This window comes from Providencia sp. PROV130 (assembly GCF_028482225.1).
Taxonomy (GTDB): Bacteria; Pseudomonadota; Gammaproteobacteria; order Enterobacterales; family Enterobacteriaceae; genus Providencia; species Providencia rettgeri.
In genome coordinates this window covers 186,677-202,296 of the sequence record NZ_JAMPQC010000013.1, presented here as the reverse complement: position 1 = coordinate 202,296, position 15,620 = coordinate 186,677, and the positions used below count along the sequence as shown (strand labels likewise).

The 15,620-nt window shown below is 43.7% G+C and carries 15 protein-coding genes; all 15 read right to left on the bottom strand.

The window, feature by feature from the left end; genetic code table 11:
- Positions 1-40 precede the first annotated feature (40 nt).
- The 15 genes from PSF28_RS09710 to PSF28_RS09640 all read right to left on the bottom strand — a co-directional run bounded on the left by PSF28_RS09710 (position 41) and on the right by PSF28_RS09640 (position 15,099).
- Positions 41-1,510, bottom strand: a complete 1,470-nt coding sequence (locus PSF28_RS09710) for an aldehyde dehydrogenase (RefSeq protein WP_272684987.1) — start codon at positions 1,508-1,510, stop codon at positions 41-43.
- A 13-nt stretch (positions 1,511-1,523) separates the two neighbouring features.
- A complete protein-coding gene (locus PSF28_RS09705; RefSeq protein ID WP_210835863.1) occupies positions 1,524-2,315 on the bottom strand; it encodes an aspartate dehydrogenase in 792 nt (263 codons plus the stop codon).
- 11 nt (positions 2,316-2,326) lie between these two features.
- Complete coding sequence (locus PSF28_RS09700; RefSeq protein WP_210835862.1) at positions 2,327-3,121, bottom strand: SDR family oxidoreductase; 795 nt, start codon at positions 3,119-3,121, stop codon at positions 2,327-2,329.
- A gap of 10 nt (positions 3,122-3,131) precedes the next feature.
- On the bottom strand, positions 3,132-3,971 hold the full coding sequence (locus tag PSF28_RS09695) for an alpha/beta fold hydrolase (RefSeq protein ID WP_272664333.1): 840 nt from the start codon (positions 3,969-3,971) through the stop codon (positions 3,132-3,134).
- Positions 3,972-3,986: 15 nt separating this feature from the next.
- Entirely contained in the window at positions 3,987-4,499 is a 513-nt protein-coding gene (locus PSF28_RS09690; protein WP_004257990.1) for a cupin domain-containing protein, read from the bottom strand.
- 25 nt (positions 4,500-4,524) lie between these two features.
- On the bottom strand, positions 4,525-5,805 hold the full coding sequence (locus PSF28_RS09685; protein WP_272684986.1) for an MFS transporter: 1,281 nt from the start codon (positions 5,803-5,805) through the stop codon (positions 4,525-4,527).
- Between the two features lie 20 nt (positions 5,806-5,825).
- Positions 5,826-7,043 carry an NAD(P)/FAD-dependent oxidoreductase gene (locus tag PSF28_RS09680; RefSeq protein ID WP_210835861.1) on the bottom strand — a complete coding sequence of 406 codons (1,218 nt, stop codon included), beginning with the start codon at positions 7,041-7,043 and terminating at the stop codon, positions 5,826-5,828.
- 4 nt (positions 7,044-7,047) lie between these two features.
- Entirely contained in the window at positions 7,048-7,965 is a 918-nt protein-coding gene (locus PSF28_RS09675; RefSeq protein WP_210835860.1) for a VOC family protein, read from the bottom strand.
- Positions 7,966-8,073: 108 nt separating this feature from the next.
- The gene (locus PSF28_RS09670; protein ID WP_004908423.1) at positions 8,074-8,850 is read right to left on the bottom strand and encodes an IclR family transcriptional regulator; all 777 of its coding nucleotides are present in this window, start codon (positions 8,848-8,850) and stop codon (positions 8,074-8,076) included.
- A gap of 33 nt (positions 8,851-8,883) precedes the next feature.
- Entirely contained in the window at positions 8,884-9,639 is a 756-nt protein-coding gene (locus PSF28_RS09665) for an SDR family oxidoreductase (RefSeq protein ID WP_210835859.1), read from the bottom strand.
- Complete coding sequence (locus PSF28_RS09660; protein ID WP_210835911.1) at positions 9,632-10,672, bottom strand: aromatic ring-hydroxylating oxygenase subunit alpha; 1,041 nt, start codon at positions 10,670-10,672, stop codon at positions 9,632-9,634. Before PSF28_RS09660 ends, PSF28_RS09665 begins: the two co-directional genes overlap by 8 nt.
- Positions 10,673-10,729: 57 nt before the next feature.
- On the bottom strand, positions 10,730-11,038 hold the full coding sequence (locus tag PSF28_RS09655) for a recombinase-like helix-turn-helix domain-containing protein (RefSeq protein ID WP_210835857.1): 309 nt from the start codon (positions 11,036-11,038) through the stop codon (positions 10,730-10,732).
- A gap of 2 nt (positions 11,039-11,040) precedes the next feature.
- Complete coding sequence (gene nirD, locus PSF28_RS09650) at positions 11,041-11,355, bottom strand: nitrite reductase small subunit NirD (protein WP_210835855.1); 315 nt, start codon at positions 11,353-11,355, stop codon at positions 11,041-11,043.
- A 328-nt stretch (positions 11,356-11,683) separates the two neighbouring features.
- Complete coding sequence (locus tag PSF28_RS09645) at positions 11,684-13,165, bottom strand: glycoside hydrolase family 1 protein (protein WP_210835853.1); 1,482 nt, start codon at positions 13,163-13,165, stop codon at positions 11,684-11,686.
- 17 nt (positions 13,166-13,182) lie between these two features.
- Positions 13,183-15,099, bottom strand: coding sequence for a beta-glucoside-specific PTS transporter subunit IIABC (locus PSF28_RS09640; protein ID WP_210835851.1), 1,917 nt, complete (start codon positions 15,097-15,099; stop codon positions 13,183-13,185).
- Positions 15,100-15,620 lie beyond the last annotated feature (521 nt).

The following is a 15,620-nucleotide window of genomic DNA, read 5'->3' as shown; positions in this document are numbered from 1 at the left end:
TTATTCTCCTCAATGCTGCCATAATCCGGTGACGGATTTGCTATTCACACCAACGGTTTGGTTGTGGGTTAAGTGCCAGAAATAGGCTTTTTTGTTGCATATAGGCTTTGAGGCTTTCAAGGCCTTTTTCACGGCCAATGCCACTTTCTTTAAAGCCGCCAAATGGCGTTGAAATAGAAAAAACTTTGTAGGTATTGACCCAAACAGTGCCGACATCAAGTGCATCGGCAAGCTTAAACGCTCGGATGTAATCTTGTGTCCAAATACCAGCGGCAAGCCCATAAACAGAATCATTAGCTTGCTGAACGAGATCGTCTTCATCATCAAATGGCATTACGACGAGCACGGGGCCGAAAATTTCCTCTTGGCAAACCGTAGATTGGTTATTTAAGCCTTCGATAATCGTCGGTAAAAAGTAATTGCCATCTTGAAGTGCCGGGTCAGCGGGAGCGGTTCCACCAATACGGATCTTCCCCCCTTGCCGAACGGCTTGCTCGACATAGTTTCTGACGCTATCTCGGTGTGAAGGGGAAATTAATGGCCCTAGGTGAACACGCTCTTGCCTTGGGTCACCAATAATCAGGTTGTGGGTCAATTGCGTTAGCTTTTCCATAAAGGATGAGTAGATATCCTTAGCCACAAATAGGCGCGAACCCGCGATGCATGCTTGCCCCATCGAACTAAAAATACCGTAACAAACACCATGTGCAGCGATATCAAGGTCAGCGTCTGACAACACGATAGTTGGGGATTTTCCTCCAAGCTCGAGTGACGTGGTGATGAGTTTATCTGCCGCAATGTGAGCCAATTGTCGTCCGGTATTGGTGCCACCCGTAAAGGAGATTTTTTTCACCAGAGGGTGGCGAACTAGTGCATCACCGACAATCGAACCTTTACCCGGTAGCACGCTCAATAGGCCGCTGGGTAAACCTGCTTGCTCAAATAGCTCAGCCAATTTTAATGAAATTAAAGGTGTGGCTTCCGCGGGTTTTAAGATGACTGCGTTACCGGCAGCAATCGCTGGGGCAATTTTTTGCATATCACTGGCAATCGGGGAGTTCCACGGCGTGATTGCAGCGATCACGCCAATAGGTTGGTAAGTACTTATGGTCATCAGCTCTGGCTGGCGGCGAGGAGGAAGTTCACCACCTGAGACTTCACAAACCGCCGCAAAGTAGCGAGCGGTTGCTGCTGCGCTCATCACCAAGCCACGTGCTTCTGCCCAAGGCTTGCCGTTATCCAAGGTTTGTAATTGAGTTAATGTTTCGCAGTTTTCATCTATTAAGCGACTCACGTTGTACAAGATAGTTGCCCGCTGGTGAGCGGGAAGATTACGCCAAGAAGGCGCTTTCCACGCCTTATCTGCGGCAATTACCGCATCTTCGACATCTTCTAGACTGGCACTGTTAAGGGTCGCAATCACCTGGTTATTCCCCGGAAAACGCGATTGCATTTCAGGCCCGCGACCTTGCTGCCATTTACCACCAACAAAAATATCCATTTTGTTCATAATAGGGCTCCTATTAAATAGCTTGGTGCTCAGCGACACGACGACAAATTTCAACAGCACTTAAAGCGGCTAACATCGATGTTTTCGGATTTGAAGGGAGTGGATTTCCATTGAGTTCAATGCAGAAATGGCCAAAATCACCAGTAACATCAATGCGGTGCGAGTTTTGTGTGGTAGTCGGGTCAACAACCAATTGCACTTGGGTGGCATCCATCCCAATGCCATACAGTGCAACAGTGGCAGCCACATTGGCATTCGCTGGAAAATTCAGTGCCGCTTCACGGGCACTGCCACTAAAGAACACCGTGGGCTGTGTCACTTGCGATAAATCGACATAACGTTCAGCCGCGCCATTGCGCCAACTTGCAGGGCTTTTACGTGACTGATAGGTCACTTGGGTGATATTCGCCTCTTTTGCGGCACGTAGGCCATCAAGACCTGCAACAGCGCCAGTCAGTGGGATCAACTGGCTGTGGTAGCGTTGGGTTAAGGCGATTAAGTGTTGTTCAAACTCCGTGTCTGCAAGTGCTCCCGTCGAGATAATGGCCAGTGTCCAGCCTCTCTCGAGTACCGTTGGTGCATATTGCTTAACGGCTTGGTGACCCGCACACTCCAACACTAAATCCGGTGGAACGATATTATTGTCAAAGTTATCGATGGGGGTGACTGCCCCTTTAAAGCGTTCCAAAATGGCTTGATGATGATGGGGCCGGGCAACAATGTAGCGCAGTGCTATCTCATTAGGTAAGCGAGTAATCACTTCTTGAGCCATTGCACCATAACCAATCAACATGAGTGTTTTCATCGTTAAATCCTTCAAATATGATGGCTAAAGCCACCAGAAACGTCTAAAGCGGCACCCGAGGTAAACGACGCCATGGGGGAGGCTAAAAAGACTAAGGCACGTGCGGGCTCTTCGGGTTTTCCTAAACGTTGCATTGGAATGCCGCGTTTTTTAGCGATATCACCAATCCATTGTTCCCAATCGATATTTTTATCACTGCGATTGTCGAAACGGCGTCGCCATTGGTCGGATTCCACCATGCCAAGTAAAATAGAGTTCACGCGGATGCCTTTGGGTAACAGTGTTTTCGACAAGTTTAGCGTCATGTTTAATAATGCAGCCCGAGCCGCCGAGGTGGCGACCATATGTGGTTCAGGCTGTAAGGCCAACAGTGAATTGACACAGGTAATAGAAGCTATATTTGATTGCTCTAAGAATGGCAAAAAAGCATTCACGGGGTTAATCACACCAAATAGTTTTAACTGAGCTTCGTGTAACCACGCTTCTTCGGGGGTCTCGCTATAGCTTGCGACATAGCCTTGCCCTGCGTTGTTAATCAATATATCGACGTGTCCATATTGTTGATGAACCTGTTTTGCGAAAGCTTCGGTTTGTGTTTTATCAAGAACATCACAAGGCTGTGCAATAAAATGCCCTTGTGGGTAGTGTTCTCGTAATGTTGTAAGCGCTTGCTGGAGTTTGTCTTGATCACGGCCACAGAATGCCACTTTACATCCTTCATCCAGTAAGAGTTTGACGGTTGCAAAGCCGATGCCGGAGCTTCCTCCTGTTACGACAGCAACACGGTTATTTAACTGTAAATTCATGGGTCTTCCTTTATTCGGCTTTGCAATAGAGTGTCTCTAAAAATTGTTGTAAGTGGTGGTTAAAGGCATCTGGCGCGTCTAAATAACTGGCGTGTCCCGCTTGGTTTATCAGGAAATAAGGGCAGTTTTTTTGGCGTGCGAGTTGCTCTACTTGTGCTGGTGGCGTAATGGTATCTTCTGTGCCAACCAGTATTTCCAAGGGGCCACCATAGCGATTTAAATATTGGCTAATATCGTCATGGGCTAGCATCCACGCCGCGGCTAAGAAGCCTTTGGGGTTGAGCTTCTTCATGTTCTGTTGAACCCAATTGACTTTTTCAGTGGTTGCGTTGGCGGATAACAAAGCAGCGGCACGGTTTTGCGCATATGCCTCAATACCAGAACTAAAAACAATATCTTGCCGCTGTTGGTAAACTTGTTTTTGTTGGTCAGGGCTTTTTGTGGCATAACCTTGCGCGGGATTCGCTAAGATTAAGCCTTTAACTTTATTGGGATATTGCGCTGCAAAAGCACTTGCCATTATGGCGCCAAGAGAGTGTCCCACTAACACGACGGGTGATAAGGCCAATTTATCAATAAAAGTATTCAATGCATTTGCGTAATCAATAGCGGTAGGCGTTGTCGTCTCTAGCTCACGGCTTTCTAAATAGCCGGGCGCATCCCAGCTATAGAGATGATAGTGTTCTGTCAGTGATGGACTGGTCAGTTGGCTTACCCATGAAGCAGAACCAGAGCTGATACCATGCAGCAATACCACCGGGTGCCCTTGGCCTGCTTCTCGCCAATTGAGGCGATATTGGCCAAAGTCTGCTATCTGTGGTTCCGGGAGTTTTTTATTGAGCAAATTCATCACTGACGACTCCTGTTAGTTACGTTTAACTTTTGATAAAGGGTGATCTTCGGGATATGTCGGGATCGCAGGTTTTGGTGTCCCGATCATGACGCACATTAAGGCTTCTTCTTCTCCATGGTTAAATAAGCCACGATAAATACCCGCAGGGACTGAAATTAGGTCACGTTCTTTCAGGACGGTTTCATACTCTTCATTGCCATCTTTCACAAACAACGTGATGGTGCCTTTCAACATAAAGAACACTTCTTCAACATCGGGGTGCAGGTGTAATGGCCCCTCGCATTTGGCAGGGAGAACCATGGTGGAGAAGGTAAAGTTCTCTGCGGGAACGGTGTTGACATCATTAGCAACGCCAGTCGCACCCGTGCCGATATAGCGCATTTGTGCGCGGCGATATTTAGGGTCGTAATCCGCTTGGAATTTCAGTGCATTCCAGTCATATTTACGCCCTTCAAGGCGAGCAATACGCGACTCAATCCATTGTGCCATTGGAATATCTTGTGGTTTGATTTGCGGTTGTGACATGGTGTTATCTCCAATAAAAAATGAATTAATATTTTTTCAGTAAAGGCACTAGTAACAAGCTGCCGAATAAACCTATGACGACGATAAATAACAGCCCGCTATCCATAGTGTGAGTGACAGTAATAAGAACTCCCATTGCCAGCGGTGTAGCAGCGCCAGCAAGGTTTCCTAACCCATTGAAAATACCGCCTGCTAATGCACTGACTTGCTTTTGTGTGGCTTTTGCGAGTAGAGCAAAGATATTTGGTGCGCCCGCCCCCCACATGAACATGCTAAACGCCATCATAAGAATGATGCTGTAGGTGCCAGTGAGAAATAACACACCAGCAAGGCCTAAAACGGCACCAAGTAGTGAAATAAAACAAACGAGTGCACGGCGATCGTAGCGATCTGATAACCATGCTCCGATGGCTTCACCAAATAACATGGCGATAAAGGGAAGGGATGACAGAATTCCTGCATGTTCTAAGTGAATAGACTTACCTTTAATTAAATAGCTGGGTAACCAACCATTCATTCCCCAAAGGTAGACAAGAAAAGCGATATTAAACATGCAGATAATCCAAAAATGGCTATTTTGGAATAAGCGTTTTTTATGGGCTCGCATCACGGCCAATTGCTCCGCTGGAAGTGTTTCACCTGCTGTGTTTTTAGTCTGAGCTTGGCGATTGACTAAGTTGGGATGGCGAATACCAATCACCACAAGCCACCAAACAGGAACAGTAAAGGCGGCCATGACAAAAAATGTACTTTGCCAACCATAATTATTGAGTAAATACAATGAGATAGGAAAGCCTAATGCTGCACCTAACGGTGTGCCTAATAACCACATCATGGTGGCACGCGCTTGCATTTTTGGCGGAAAGGTACGGCGCACAATGGCGTAAGCGATTGCCAGCAAAGGCCCTTCGGCAATTCCTAGCAATACACGCAGAAAAACCATCGTGCCATAGTGGTGTGTGAATCCCATAAAAATCATGAGAAAACACCAGCTACTGATCATAAATAACAGCATTTTGGTGGGGTGAAATTTATCGCCAATACCGCTTAGCAGCATGGAAGAAACACCATAAGCGAATAAAAATGCGCTCATCAGTAACCCTAAACGGGTTGGGTCAAAATCAATCCCCAGAGCTTGCTGAAATTTTTCGTCAGAAAATAGAGCTGCAATACTGATTTTATCGAAGAAAGCCAGTAGTACACAGGAAAACAACCCGATAGGGATCAACCAATTGATCTTTTCAGGAACATCTTGCTCGACTTGATCATGCTCTGAGTTTTGTAAGGTTATAGTCTGATTAGCCATGAGATTTCTCCTGCTGGGCACTATTTCAGTGACATTAATGAAAATGTGGGATCAGCAAGTTGTGAAGGGTCCAATTTGCGGTGGCCTTGTATCCAACGTTTACCTAGCTTGATGGCTCGTGCATCATTAAATGCAATCATTTGCACCAATTCATTGCTTTCATTTAAAGCAAAATGAACCTCTGAATTAGGGGTATACCGTTGAATATGTTTTAATTTTTGTGAGGTTGGGACGCCTAAAATTTGGATGTTGTCCTGGTATTGATCTGACCATAACCAAGCGAGTTCATTGAACCCTTCAGACTGCGGGTTTAGCATGGCTTTTGCTGTGGTAATGGCTTGGTTTTGCGCATAAGCCCATGACTGTAAACATAAGGATAGTGTTGGATGGCAAGCGACGTCGCCCGCAGCGTAAATATTTGGGTGAGAAGTTTGCCCTTGATGATTAATCACAATACCGTGGGTGACATCAAGCCCCGCTTCTTTGGCCAGTTCGAGATTTAATTCAACACCAATCCCCATAACAGCGAGATCGAAGTTTTGCGAAGGCTGTTTTTGGCAACTAATTTGTAATCCGCTTGGTGTCGGCTCGCCAAGTTCGATATCTCCACAATCGGTTATGACATGAACACCTGCTTGTGTGTGGCGTAATGCAAGAGCCTCTGAAACATTCTGCGGTACACTTCGTTCGCATAAGCGGCTTTGCCGCTCAAAAATCGTGACATCAATCCCCATTTTTCGAGCAGAAGCGGCGACTTCTAAGCCAATCCAACCACCACCAATAATGGCAATTTTTTGTGCAGAGAGCAGCGCAATGCGCAATTTCTGAGCGTCATCCCATGAACGTAAGGCAAATACTTGTGGATGTTGCTGCCAACGATTCGACAGGTAGCGAGGCCGACCGCCTGTCGCGAGCAGTAATTTGTCAAACGTAATGACACGACCATCACTTAAATAAATACATTGGGTTTGGCTATCAATTTTGGTGGCACGTAGTGGGCGAAACCACTGTAAATTTAAGGCGTGAGTTTCTTGTTCGCTGAATAAGCGTGATAATGAAAAACTCTCCTGTGTCAATGCGGCTTTAGACAGCGGTGGGCGCTCATAAAAATCATGGTTTTCATCGCTGATCACCGAAATAATACCTTGATAGCCTTCATCGCGTAGGGTTTTTGCCGCCCAACCACCAGCCTGACCCCCACCGATAATGACAATACCGCCTTGGATTAATGAGCTCATGGTGCTACTCCTTAACTTGGCGGCGAGTTTCATAATCGAGACCGCCTTCTACAGCCCATTCGGTAAATGAAACCAAGGAATGTTCCAGTTCGCGCGGTTGCCATTTATCGGTAAGGTAATCATCATTGGTGTAATATTCGAAAGCTCCACCTGTTGGGCTGTTGACATACCAAAAGTAAGCGGATGAGATAGGGTGGCGGCCTGGGCCAATAAAGGTGCTCCATTGGTGGCGGTTCATTGCCAGACCGCCGCCAATCACTTCATGGATATCACGAACCGTAAAAGCGACATGGTTGAGGCCGCTGCCACGATGAGGAAGTTTCAGCAAAAACAGGTTATGGTGGCAACCGTTTATTTGTGTCCGTAAAAAGACGGCACGGTCGATATAACGGTCAGAAACTTGAAAACCCAGTTTTTGGCAATAGAACGCTTCTGTAGAAGGTAAGTCATCCACAAAGAACACCACGTGACCGACGTTAATTGGCGTGGCTTTTTCGTAAACTGGGCTGGGTTTATCAATGCGGCGAATATCTCCCCATTGGTTGATAGCGGTGACCTCTAATTCAACTGTTTTTTGTTTACTAATGGTGAAAGCGACTGTCATGCCATTTGGGTCACGGCACTGTGCGCCATCTGACGTCAGTTGAAAACCATCACAAGGCCTAATTTTCTCAATGATTTCCTTGAGTTTATCCGGGCTTTCAACTCCCCATGTGATGCGGCGCAGTGTTGAACCGGCTTCAAAAGGTGCGGGTAAATTTGGGTCTTGGTGGGAAAATAACTGTATTTCAGCACCCGATAAAGTGGTGAATAACGAGGCGTTATCAGAGGCTGCTTGGAGGCCAAAATCATGTAAAAATTTCTGGCTGCTAGGGATATCTTCAACACCAAATTCTAATTTTTCTATTCCAATCACTGACATTATAAAGTCCTCTATCGATTGGTGTTATTGCCAAAGGTTTTTTGGACAAAAAGAACCTGAGGCTTATGGCAATAAACCTAAAAATGTGTGGATGATATTCGGTTAACGCTAAACGGCTTTTGCTTGGCTCATGCCACCTATAAATTCAGTGAGTTTTTGGGCTGCATAGCTCACTTCATTTTGTAGTCGCCGGCACTCTTGTGCAGGGATGCTATTCATTGGCACCATGATGCTAATCACCGCTTCGACGCCATTCGCTTGGTTATAAACAGGGTAAACAATGGATGAAATTCCTCGACGATAAAATGATTCACCAATCACATAGCCTCGCAGTTTGTCAGCTTGGATCATTTGCCAAAACTCCTGCTTGCTGCCTGCGTTGTCGGGGAGCTCATCGTCTGGGTAAAGCGCATCGAATTCAGCGCGAGTTAACCCACTGAGCAGCATGCGACCGAGTGAGGTTCGATGGGCTAATAAACGCGTGCCTACGCTAACATGGTTAATTTTTGATTCTGCGCCACTGACTCTGGCGATGTAAATAATGTCACGGCCATCTCGAATGACTAAATGGCTGTTACATTGGCTTCGGTCTCTGAGTTGCTCGATAATGGGCTGGCCTAACTGGGTTAAATCGAGTGATGCAATATAGCCAAGACCAAGGCTGAGTACTTTGCGGCCTAATGAAAATGCCCCAGTACGTGGGTGTTGGACGAGGAAATCCAAGTGCACTAAGGTTTGGATCGCACGGTAAGCCGTTGCTTTGGGCATATCGACTAAGCGAAGGATCTCTGCAAATGTGAGCTCACGGTGCTGTTCTGCAAGTAGCAGAAGAAGCTGTAGCCCTTTTTCCAAACCGGGTACCAGATATTTACATGTTGAATTCATGGTCCTCACCTCTTTACCTACTGAATGGTGAAATTAGTTAAAAATAAAGCCACCATTAACTGGGATTAGTTGTCCTGTAACAAAATCAGCCATAGGAGAAAGCAAGTACAAAGCGGTTCCTGTAACGTCTTCGGGCATTTGCTCCCCTTGTAATGCTCTGCCATTTTCATATAGCTGGTGGCGCTCGGTTGGAACGTATTCGGTCGCTTCGACTTTTGTGAGCCCGGGGGCAATCGCATTGACGCAAATTCGATGAGTGCCAAGTTCACGCGCCATTGAGCGGGTCATACTGATGATCGCCCCTTTACTGGCGACATAGGCCATCAGCTTGGGAGCTCCCCAAAGCGCGGTGTCAGAAGCAATATTGATAATTTTCCCGCGGGAGCTCTGTTTTAAAAAGGGGAGGGCGGCTTTGGTGACTAGCCACGTTCCTCTGACATTGACGGTCATAACCTTATCCCATAGCGCCAAGTCATATTCATCGAGCAGCTTTCCACCCACTCCGGTTGCCAGAGCTGCATTATTAATCAGCCCATCAATTGCACCTTGTTGACCAATACTGTCGAATGCATGAGTGATTGAGTCAGGATCCGCTAAGTCGAGAGAAACACCTTGGGCTTCAAACCCTTGTTGTTGTAGGGACTCGACACTTTCTTGTAATCGCTGTTCGAGGATGTCACACAAGATAACTTGAGCGCCTTGCTCTGCGGCGGCTTGTGCAAAGCTAAAGCCCAGTCCCCTTGCGGCACCAGTGATCACAAGGCGTTTTCCTGCCAAAACATCACGCATTTTCAGTTTCCTTATTGTGGATTAAGTCAAACTGTTTCTTCGCTTCACGTTGCATAATGCGACGTAGGCGAGATAACCCCACATCGTGTTGATAAAGAAACTCTTTATCCCGTGCATTTGGTGTGAGGTTTTCCAAAATAATGCGATCTTGCTCTAGGACATCCCAATGTAGCCCTTCTAGGCGGTTGCGGTACATAAAGCGCCATAAATCACGTTGCCAGTCTTTCACTTTGCGAATACGCCAAAAGAAAACACGCGTGTGGTGACGGTCTTCAGGAGCGACCATGCCGATAATCCAAAAGTGCCCACCAGGACCGAAGCGTTTTTGATATGGGATAGATAAACGTAGCCAATTTGCACCCGTGCTCGCGAATTCCACCCAGTCAAAGTTGACACCAATTTGGTCATTTTTACGGAAAATAAACCCACTTTTTGTTGCTTCTAGGATCATTTCTGATTGTTTATCACCTTCTGCCATTGAGTGTGATGATGAATGGAGATAGGTGCCATGCATTGGGTCCATCACGTTTTCTAATGCGTATTGGTAATTGCATTTCCACGATGCGGTGCAGAGAAAATTGCTGTGGTTTTCGTCATCAGCTAACTCTTCAGGAAACTCAAGGGCTGGAGGTGTTTCACCGTCAATTACCGCAAAATAGAGGAAGATAGCGCCATGAATTTCTTGAACGGGATAGGTTTTTAAACATTTTTGACCTTCAAGAGGGCATTGGCTGACCGCTGGGACATCTTTAACGACACCATCACCACCGACTTCGACACCGTGGTACCAACAGGCAATACGTTCACCTAGGTTCCAACCCATTGATAAACGGGCTCCGCGGTGAGGGCATCTGTCTTCTAGTGCGTGAATTTGTCCTTTATCGTCACGCCAAAGGACAATTTGTTCTTCTAAACGGGTAATACCGATGGGGTCGCTACTCACTTCCCAACTGGATAATACGGGGTACCATTGCCCTCGTAACCCGACATCGAGATAATCTTGATAGTTTTGAATTTGTGTATTCGTTGTCATCATTTGCTTCCGTTTATCAAAAGTGTTTTTGTTTTATTTTCTTTTTATGGCAATGTGTTAGTAACCATTGACAAGAAGAAATTCGCGGAAACTGCTGGTAGACCAAGGTTGCCCTTGTCGGTCATATAATTGTTGTTGATTTAATGCGCTAACTAATTCTTCAAGTGATTCAGTGCCTGCGGCGAATAGCGTTTCCAGTGCAAAAATAAGCTTATTTTCATATTCATCAGGGATGCGTGAACGTGTTTGCCAAACGATATTCGGTGCACTTCCCGGTGCTTGAATACTGCCTTTACCGCCTTCTCGCGCCGGGATGATTTGGTTATTCGCCGGCAAATACGGATTAAAATTTTGAATGGGTTCCATTCCTACTCCTCAATCAAACTGATTTCGATTTGGTTGTCGTGAATGCGTGTTTGGTAGGTTTTGAGATCTCGCCCACCAGGTTCGCGTAAACATTTACCTGTTTTAATATCAAAAACGGCTTCATGTAATGGGCATTCCACTTTGCCATCTTCAACAAAACCTTGGCTTAACAGAGCGTAGGCATGTGGACAAACATCTTCTAAGGCATAATATTGGTCTTCAACTAAGAAGATCCCAATTTCGGCATCATCAACTTTGGCGGAAAAAGGAAATTCTTCTTGAACTTGTGAGATATCGCAGACAGCAACCCAGCTCATGGTTTTCTCCTTTCGAATGTGTTGTAACATTTTGTTTCATAGATGAAACATTGTTTTTTATTTAAAACCAGATTAATTGTATGGATGATTATTAGTCAATCGAATGTTGACTATATGTAAAATATTCGTTTCAAAATGTGGGGTGTGTCGAGGTTATGATGGAGTTTGGTTTCATATGAGAAACCAGTTAACGCGAGGTATTAAGGTCGCCACTCATATCTGGTGTAGAAAATAAAAACAGTTGAAGGCCAGGCATACCAATAAAATAGCCCTCAATAGCGGATAAGCTATTGAGGGCGTATTCGGTTAAATAAGTTAAATTTAAGGCTTACTCGAGGTTTTCACCATTAGAAGCGATGACTCGCTGATACCAATAAAAAGATTCTTTCGGTATACGTTTTAAAGAACCATTACCCTCATCATCTTGTTCTACATAGATAAAGCCATAACGTTTGGTCATTTGTGAGGTACCGCAGCTGATCAGGTCAATACAGCCCCAAGTGGTATATCCCATTAAATCCACACCATCACGAATGGCTTCTTTCATGGCAATAACGTGTTCTTTAATATACTCAATACGATATGGGTCAGAAACAGTGCCATCTGGGTTTAGGGTGTCACGTGCGCCTAAGCCATTTTCAACGACAAACAGTGGAACACCGTAGCGATCCCAGAGTTTATTCAGGGTAATACGCAGGCCTGTTGGGTCAATCGGCCAGCCCCACTCGGATTGTGTTAAGAATGGGTTTTTGATTTTACTGACTAAGTGACCTGATAACTCTTTTGCGTCTGGTCCACCTTTAGTGACATAGGTCATGTAATAGCTGAGCGAAATAAAATCTGCAATTCCTTCTTTTAATACTTTAAAATCTTCCGGTTCAACTTGAATATTAATATTATTTTCTTCGAAATAACGCAGCATGTAAGCAGGGTATTCCCCACGAACGCTAACATCAGGGTAGAATAGGTTGATTTGGTCTTCTTTTAACGCCTGTAGTTGGTCTTCTGGGTTGCAACTTTCAGCGTAAGTTTCTAAGCGGCAAATCATGCAGCCAATTTTGGCGTTAGGCATCATTTGTTTACCCAGTTTGATAGAAATTGCACTGGCAACAAACTGGTTATGCGACGCTTGGTATGCGGCTTCTTCAACATTTTTAACGGTATCAGGTAATGTACCTGCACCCGTATATAAGCTGTTCAGGTTCATGTTCATTTCATTGAACGTGATCCAATATTTTACTTTTGATTCATATCGCTTATAACAAGTAGTTGCGAATTTTACGAATAAATCAATTAGGCGGCGATCTTGCCAGCCATTGAATTTTTGTGTCAGCGTTAAAGGCATCTCATAGTGAGAAAGTGTCACCAGTGGCTCAATACCATATTTCGCTAATTCATCAAATACACGGTCGTAAAAGGCTAAACCTTCTTCATTTGGTTGCTCATCAATTCCATTTGGGAATATGCGAGCCCAAGAAATAGATAAGCGGAATACTTTGAAGCCCATTTCAGCAAACAATGCGATATCTTCTTCATAACGATGATAAAAGTCGATCCCCCAGCGTTTCGGGAATAATGCTTTACACTCGGGTTTTAAATATTCTTCCAGCTCTTTTGAGGTAACGTTAAACGTAAAGTTATTGACGGAACCATCTGCATAAGGGTCTTTATAGGCGGCAACGTCTGAAGTTGATAATCCTTTACCACCTTGGTCAAAAGCGCCTTCGATTTGGTTAGCCGCTGTTGCACCGCCCCATAAGAAACCTTTTGGAAAACCAATTGTGCTAATATTTTTGGTATCTAATTTCATAATATCCTCTTACTAAATCAATTAACGGTGAGCAATGTTGTGGTATTACTTGTGACATGTTTCTGATTTGTCACCTGTAATTCACTGAACTCGTCAAAGTTGGTTATCAAAACCGGGGTGATTGTTGATAATGAATGTTTAGTTATATTTTCAATATCGAACTCGATGAGTAGGTCTCCAGCTTTAACGCTATCTTTTTCATTAACATGGAGAATGAAACCTTCACCATTTAATGAAACGGTATCGATACCTACATGAATTAGGATGTCTAACCCCTCATGGGTAGTTAGGCCGATGGCATGTTTGCTTGGGGTGACCATAGAAATAATGCCATCCGTGGGAGCATAAACTTTGTTATCTGAAGGAAGGATGGCAATACCATCTCCAATGATTTTATTGGCAAAAACAGTATCTGGGACTTGTTCTAGTGCCAGTGTTTCCCCTGAAATTGGCGCGAATAAGTTAAGATTGATTAATTTTTTATCGTTTTGAGCGTGTGTTGATAGAGTATTTTCTTCGCTATTATTCTTATTTGACGAAACTAGGTTATGAGGTGAAGTCGACTCTTTATTTGGAGAGAGTCCCGTTTCATCAAGTTTTAATGAAAGTGTAATAATAAATGCTAAAGAAAAACTGACGATGACAGCGAGACAAACAAACAGGAAGTTATTGGTTCCCGCTTCAACATAAGTGGGTAAGGCCGTAATTCCAGGAATACTAAAAGCAAACGCTTTGACTGCAAATGTACCGATAATTCCGCCTCCCACGGCTCCTCCAATTAATGCCGCATAAAATGGTTTTTTCAAACGCATGGTAACGCCATAAATTGCAGGCTCTGTAATACCAAAAACCGCAGAAAGGGATGAGGAGTAAGCGATGGACTTTAATTTAGTATTTTTGCTCTTAATCGCGACAGCTAATGTTGCTCCTGCTTGAGCGAGGTTGCTGGATAAACTAATTGGTAATAAGACAAAGTCATAACCCAATGTTTTAAAATTAGAAAATGTCGCTGGGAAAAAGGCATAATGCATCCCTGTGATCACTAGCAGTGATAGGCATCCTCCCATGATGAAACCAGCGATAGGGCCTGCAACATCAAATAAATATGAGAATGTTTGTTGTAAATATTCGCCAACGTAGTAGCCCAACGGTGCTAATAATGACAAAGTGATAATCGACGAGATAATTAAAACAAGTAATGGCGCAAAAATAATTTTTACACTAGCAGGGATTATTTTTTCAACCCATTTGCTAATATAGCTTAATAACCATACACCTAAAATAATCGGAATAACGGTGAAGTTATAAGTAATGTTAGGGATATTAATGCCAAAGAAAGACATTGTGGACTCGCCTTGAAACATCGGGTAAACAAGGATGAATGCCAATGTGACGGCGATATACTCATTAGTTTTAAATTTTTTAGCGACAGAAAATGCAAGTAAAATAGGTAAAAAGTAAAATGCTGAATCAGAAATTGTATAGAGAATTCGGTATTCTGAACTACCATTAGGTATAAAGCCAAAAATATCAAGAAGAGCAAGTAACCCCTTCAATAACCCAGTTCCAATAATAGCGGGTAAAATAGGGGTAAAAATACCTGAAAGAAAATCAAAAAAGGTATTAATAATATTTTGTTTCGGTTCTACTATTTCTTCTTGCTGATTTTCTTCGAGCGGAGAACCATTTGGCTCAACGATTCTATGTAGCTCGGTAAAGACGTGGGTGACGTGGCTTCCCAATATGACTTGCAGTTGATTACCTTGGAAGTTAACGCCCAATACCCAAGGGATATCACGTAATTTTTCAACCTCGACAAGATCATTATTGTGCAGGTTAAACCGCAAGCGTGTAATACAATGCCAATGCTGACTAATATTTTTTTGACCACCAATAAGCGTGATGATCTGTTCTGCAACTTGTCTACTTTCCATAAGTATACCTATAAAAAAACCTGAACAATGCCCCCCCGAAATTAATTGGAAGTATTGTTCAGGTTAATGCCTAGTCTTGCCAGTTACACACCTGTTATATTTCAAGCTTAAGTTTATGCCTGACTCATTTTATTTTTACAAACAACCTAATGAGTAATGCTAATTTCTATCATTTTTTACAAATAATAATGAATTTTATCGTTCTGAAAAAACATTATTATTCATAATCATTACTATTTATAAAGTCGTTGTCTGCACCTCAAAATTTAGGAATAAAAAAACCTGAAACTATTGAATTAATTAAATTCAATCTGTTTCAGGTTATTGCCTAGTCTAGCTAGTTACAGACCTACCATTACGTTATAAGATTTTTATGAATGAAAGACAATCGTTGATTAATAAATTTGTGATCCGTGCGACAGAGATGCGCTTATATCTAAGCTTAAATTTCTCTTACAATTTAATTGTGAAGGTATTATTTACAACGAGTCGATGACTAAAACCATTCCTCTAAAATAATT

Bases quoted from the DNA above. Each gene is read 5' to 3' on its own strand.
- PSF28_RS09675 (WP_210835860.1), bottom strand. From the start codon at position 7,965: ATGTCAGTGATTGGAATAGAAAAATTAGAATTTGGTGTTGAAGATATC.
- PSF28_RS09685 (WP_272684986.1), bottom strand. From the start codon at position 5,805: ATGGCTAATCAGACTATAACCTTACAAAACTCAGAGCATGATCAAGTC.
- PSF28_RS09690 (WP_004257990.1), bottom strand. From the start codon at position 4,499: ATGTCACAACCGCAAATCAAACCACAAGATATTCCAATGGCACAATGG.
- PSF28_RS09680 (WP_210835861.1), bottom strand. From the start codon at position 7,043: ATGAGCTCATTAATCCAAGGCGGTATTGTCATTATCGGTGGGGGTCAG.
- nirD (WP_210835855.1), bottom strand. From the start codon at position 11,355: ATGAGCTGGGTTGCTGTCTGCGATATCTCACAAGTTCAAGAAGAATTT.
- PSF28_RS09660 (WP_210835911.1), bottom strand. From the start codon at position 10,672: ATGACAACGAATACACAAATTCAAAACTATCAAGATTATCTCGATGTC.
- PSF28_RS09705 (WP_210835863.1), bottom strand. From the start codon at position 2,315: ATGAAAACACTCATGTTGATTGGTTATGGTGCAATGGCTCAAGAAGTG.
- PSF28_RS09695 (WP_272664333.1), bottom strand. From the start codon at position 3,971: ATGAATTTGCTCAATAAAAAACTCCCGGAACCACAGATAGCAGACTTT.
- PSF28_RS09700 (WP_210835862.1), bottom strand. From the start codon at position 3,121: ATGAATTTACAGTTAAATAACCGTGTTGCTGTCGTAACAGGAGGAAGC.
- PSF28_RS09640 (WP_210835851.1), bottom strand. From the start codon at position 15,099: ATGGAAAGTAGACAAGTTGCAGAACAGATCATCACGCTTATTGGTGGT.
- PSF28_RS09670 (WP_004908423.1), bottom strand. From the start codon at position 8,850: ATGAATTCAACATGTAAATATCTGGTACCCGGTTTGGAAAAAGGGCTA.
- PSF28_RS09655 (WP_210835857.1), bottom strand. From the start codon at position 11,038: ATGGAACCCATTCAAAATTTTAATCCGTATTTGCCGGCGAATAACCAA.
- PSF28_RS09645 (WP_210835853.1), bottom strand. From the start codon at position 13,165: ATGAAATTAGATACCAAAAATATTAGCACAATTGGTTTTCCAAAAGGT.
- PSF28_RS09665 (WP_210835859.1), bottom strand. From the start codon at position 9,639: ATGCGTGATGTTTTGGCAGGAAAACGCCTTGTGATCACTGGTGCCGCA.
- PSF28_RS09710 (WP_272684987.1), bottom strand. From the start codon at position 1,510: ATGAACAAAATGGATATTTTTGTTGGTGGTAAATGGCAGCAAGGTCGC.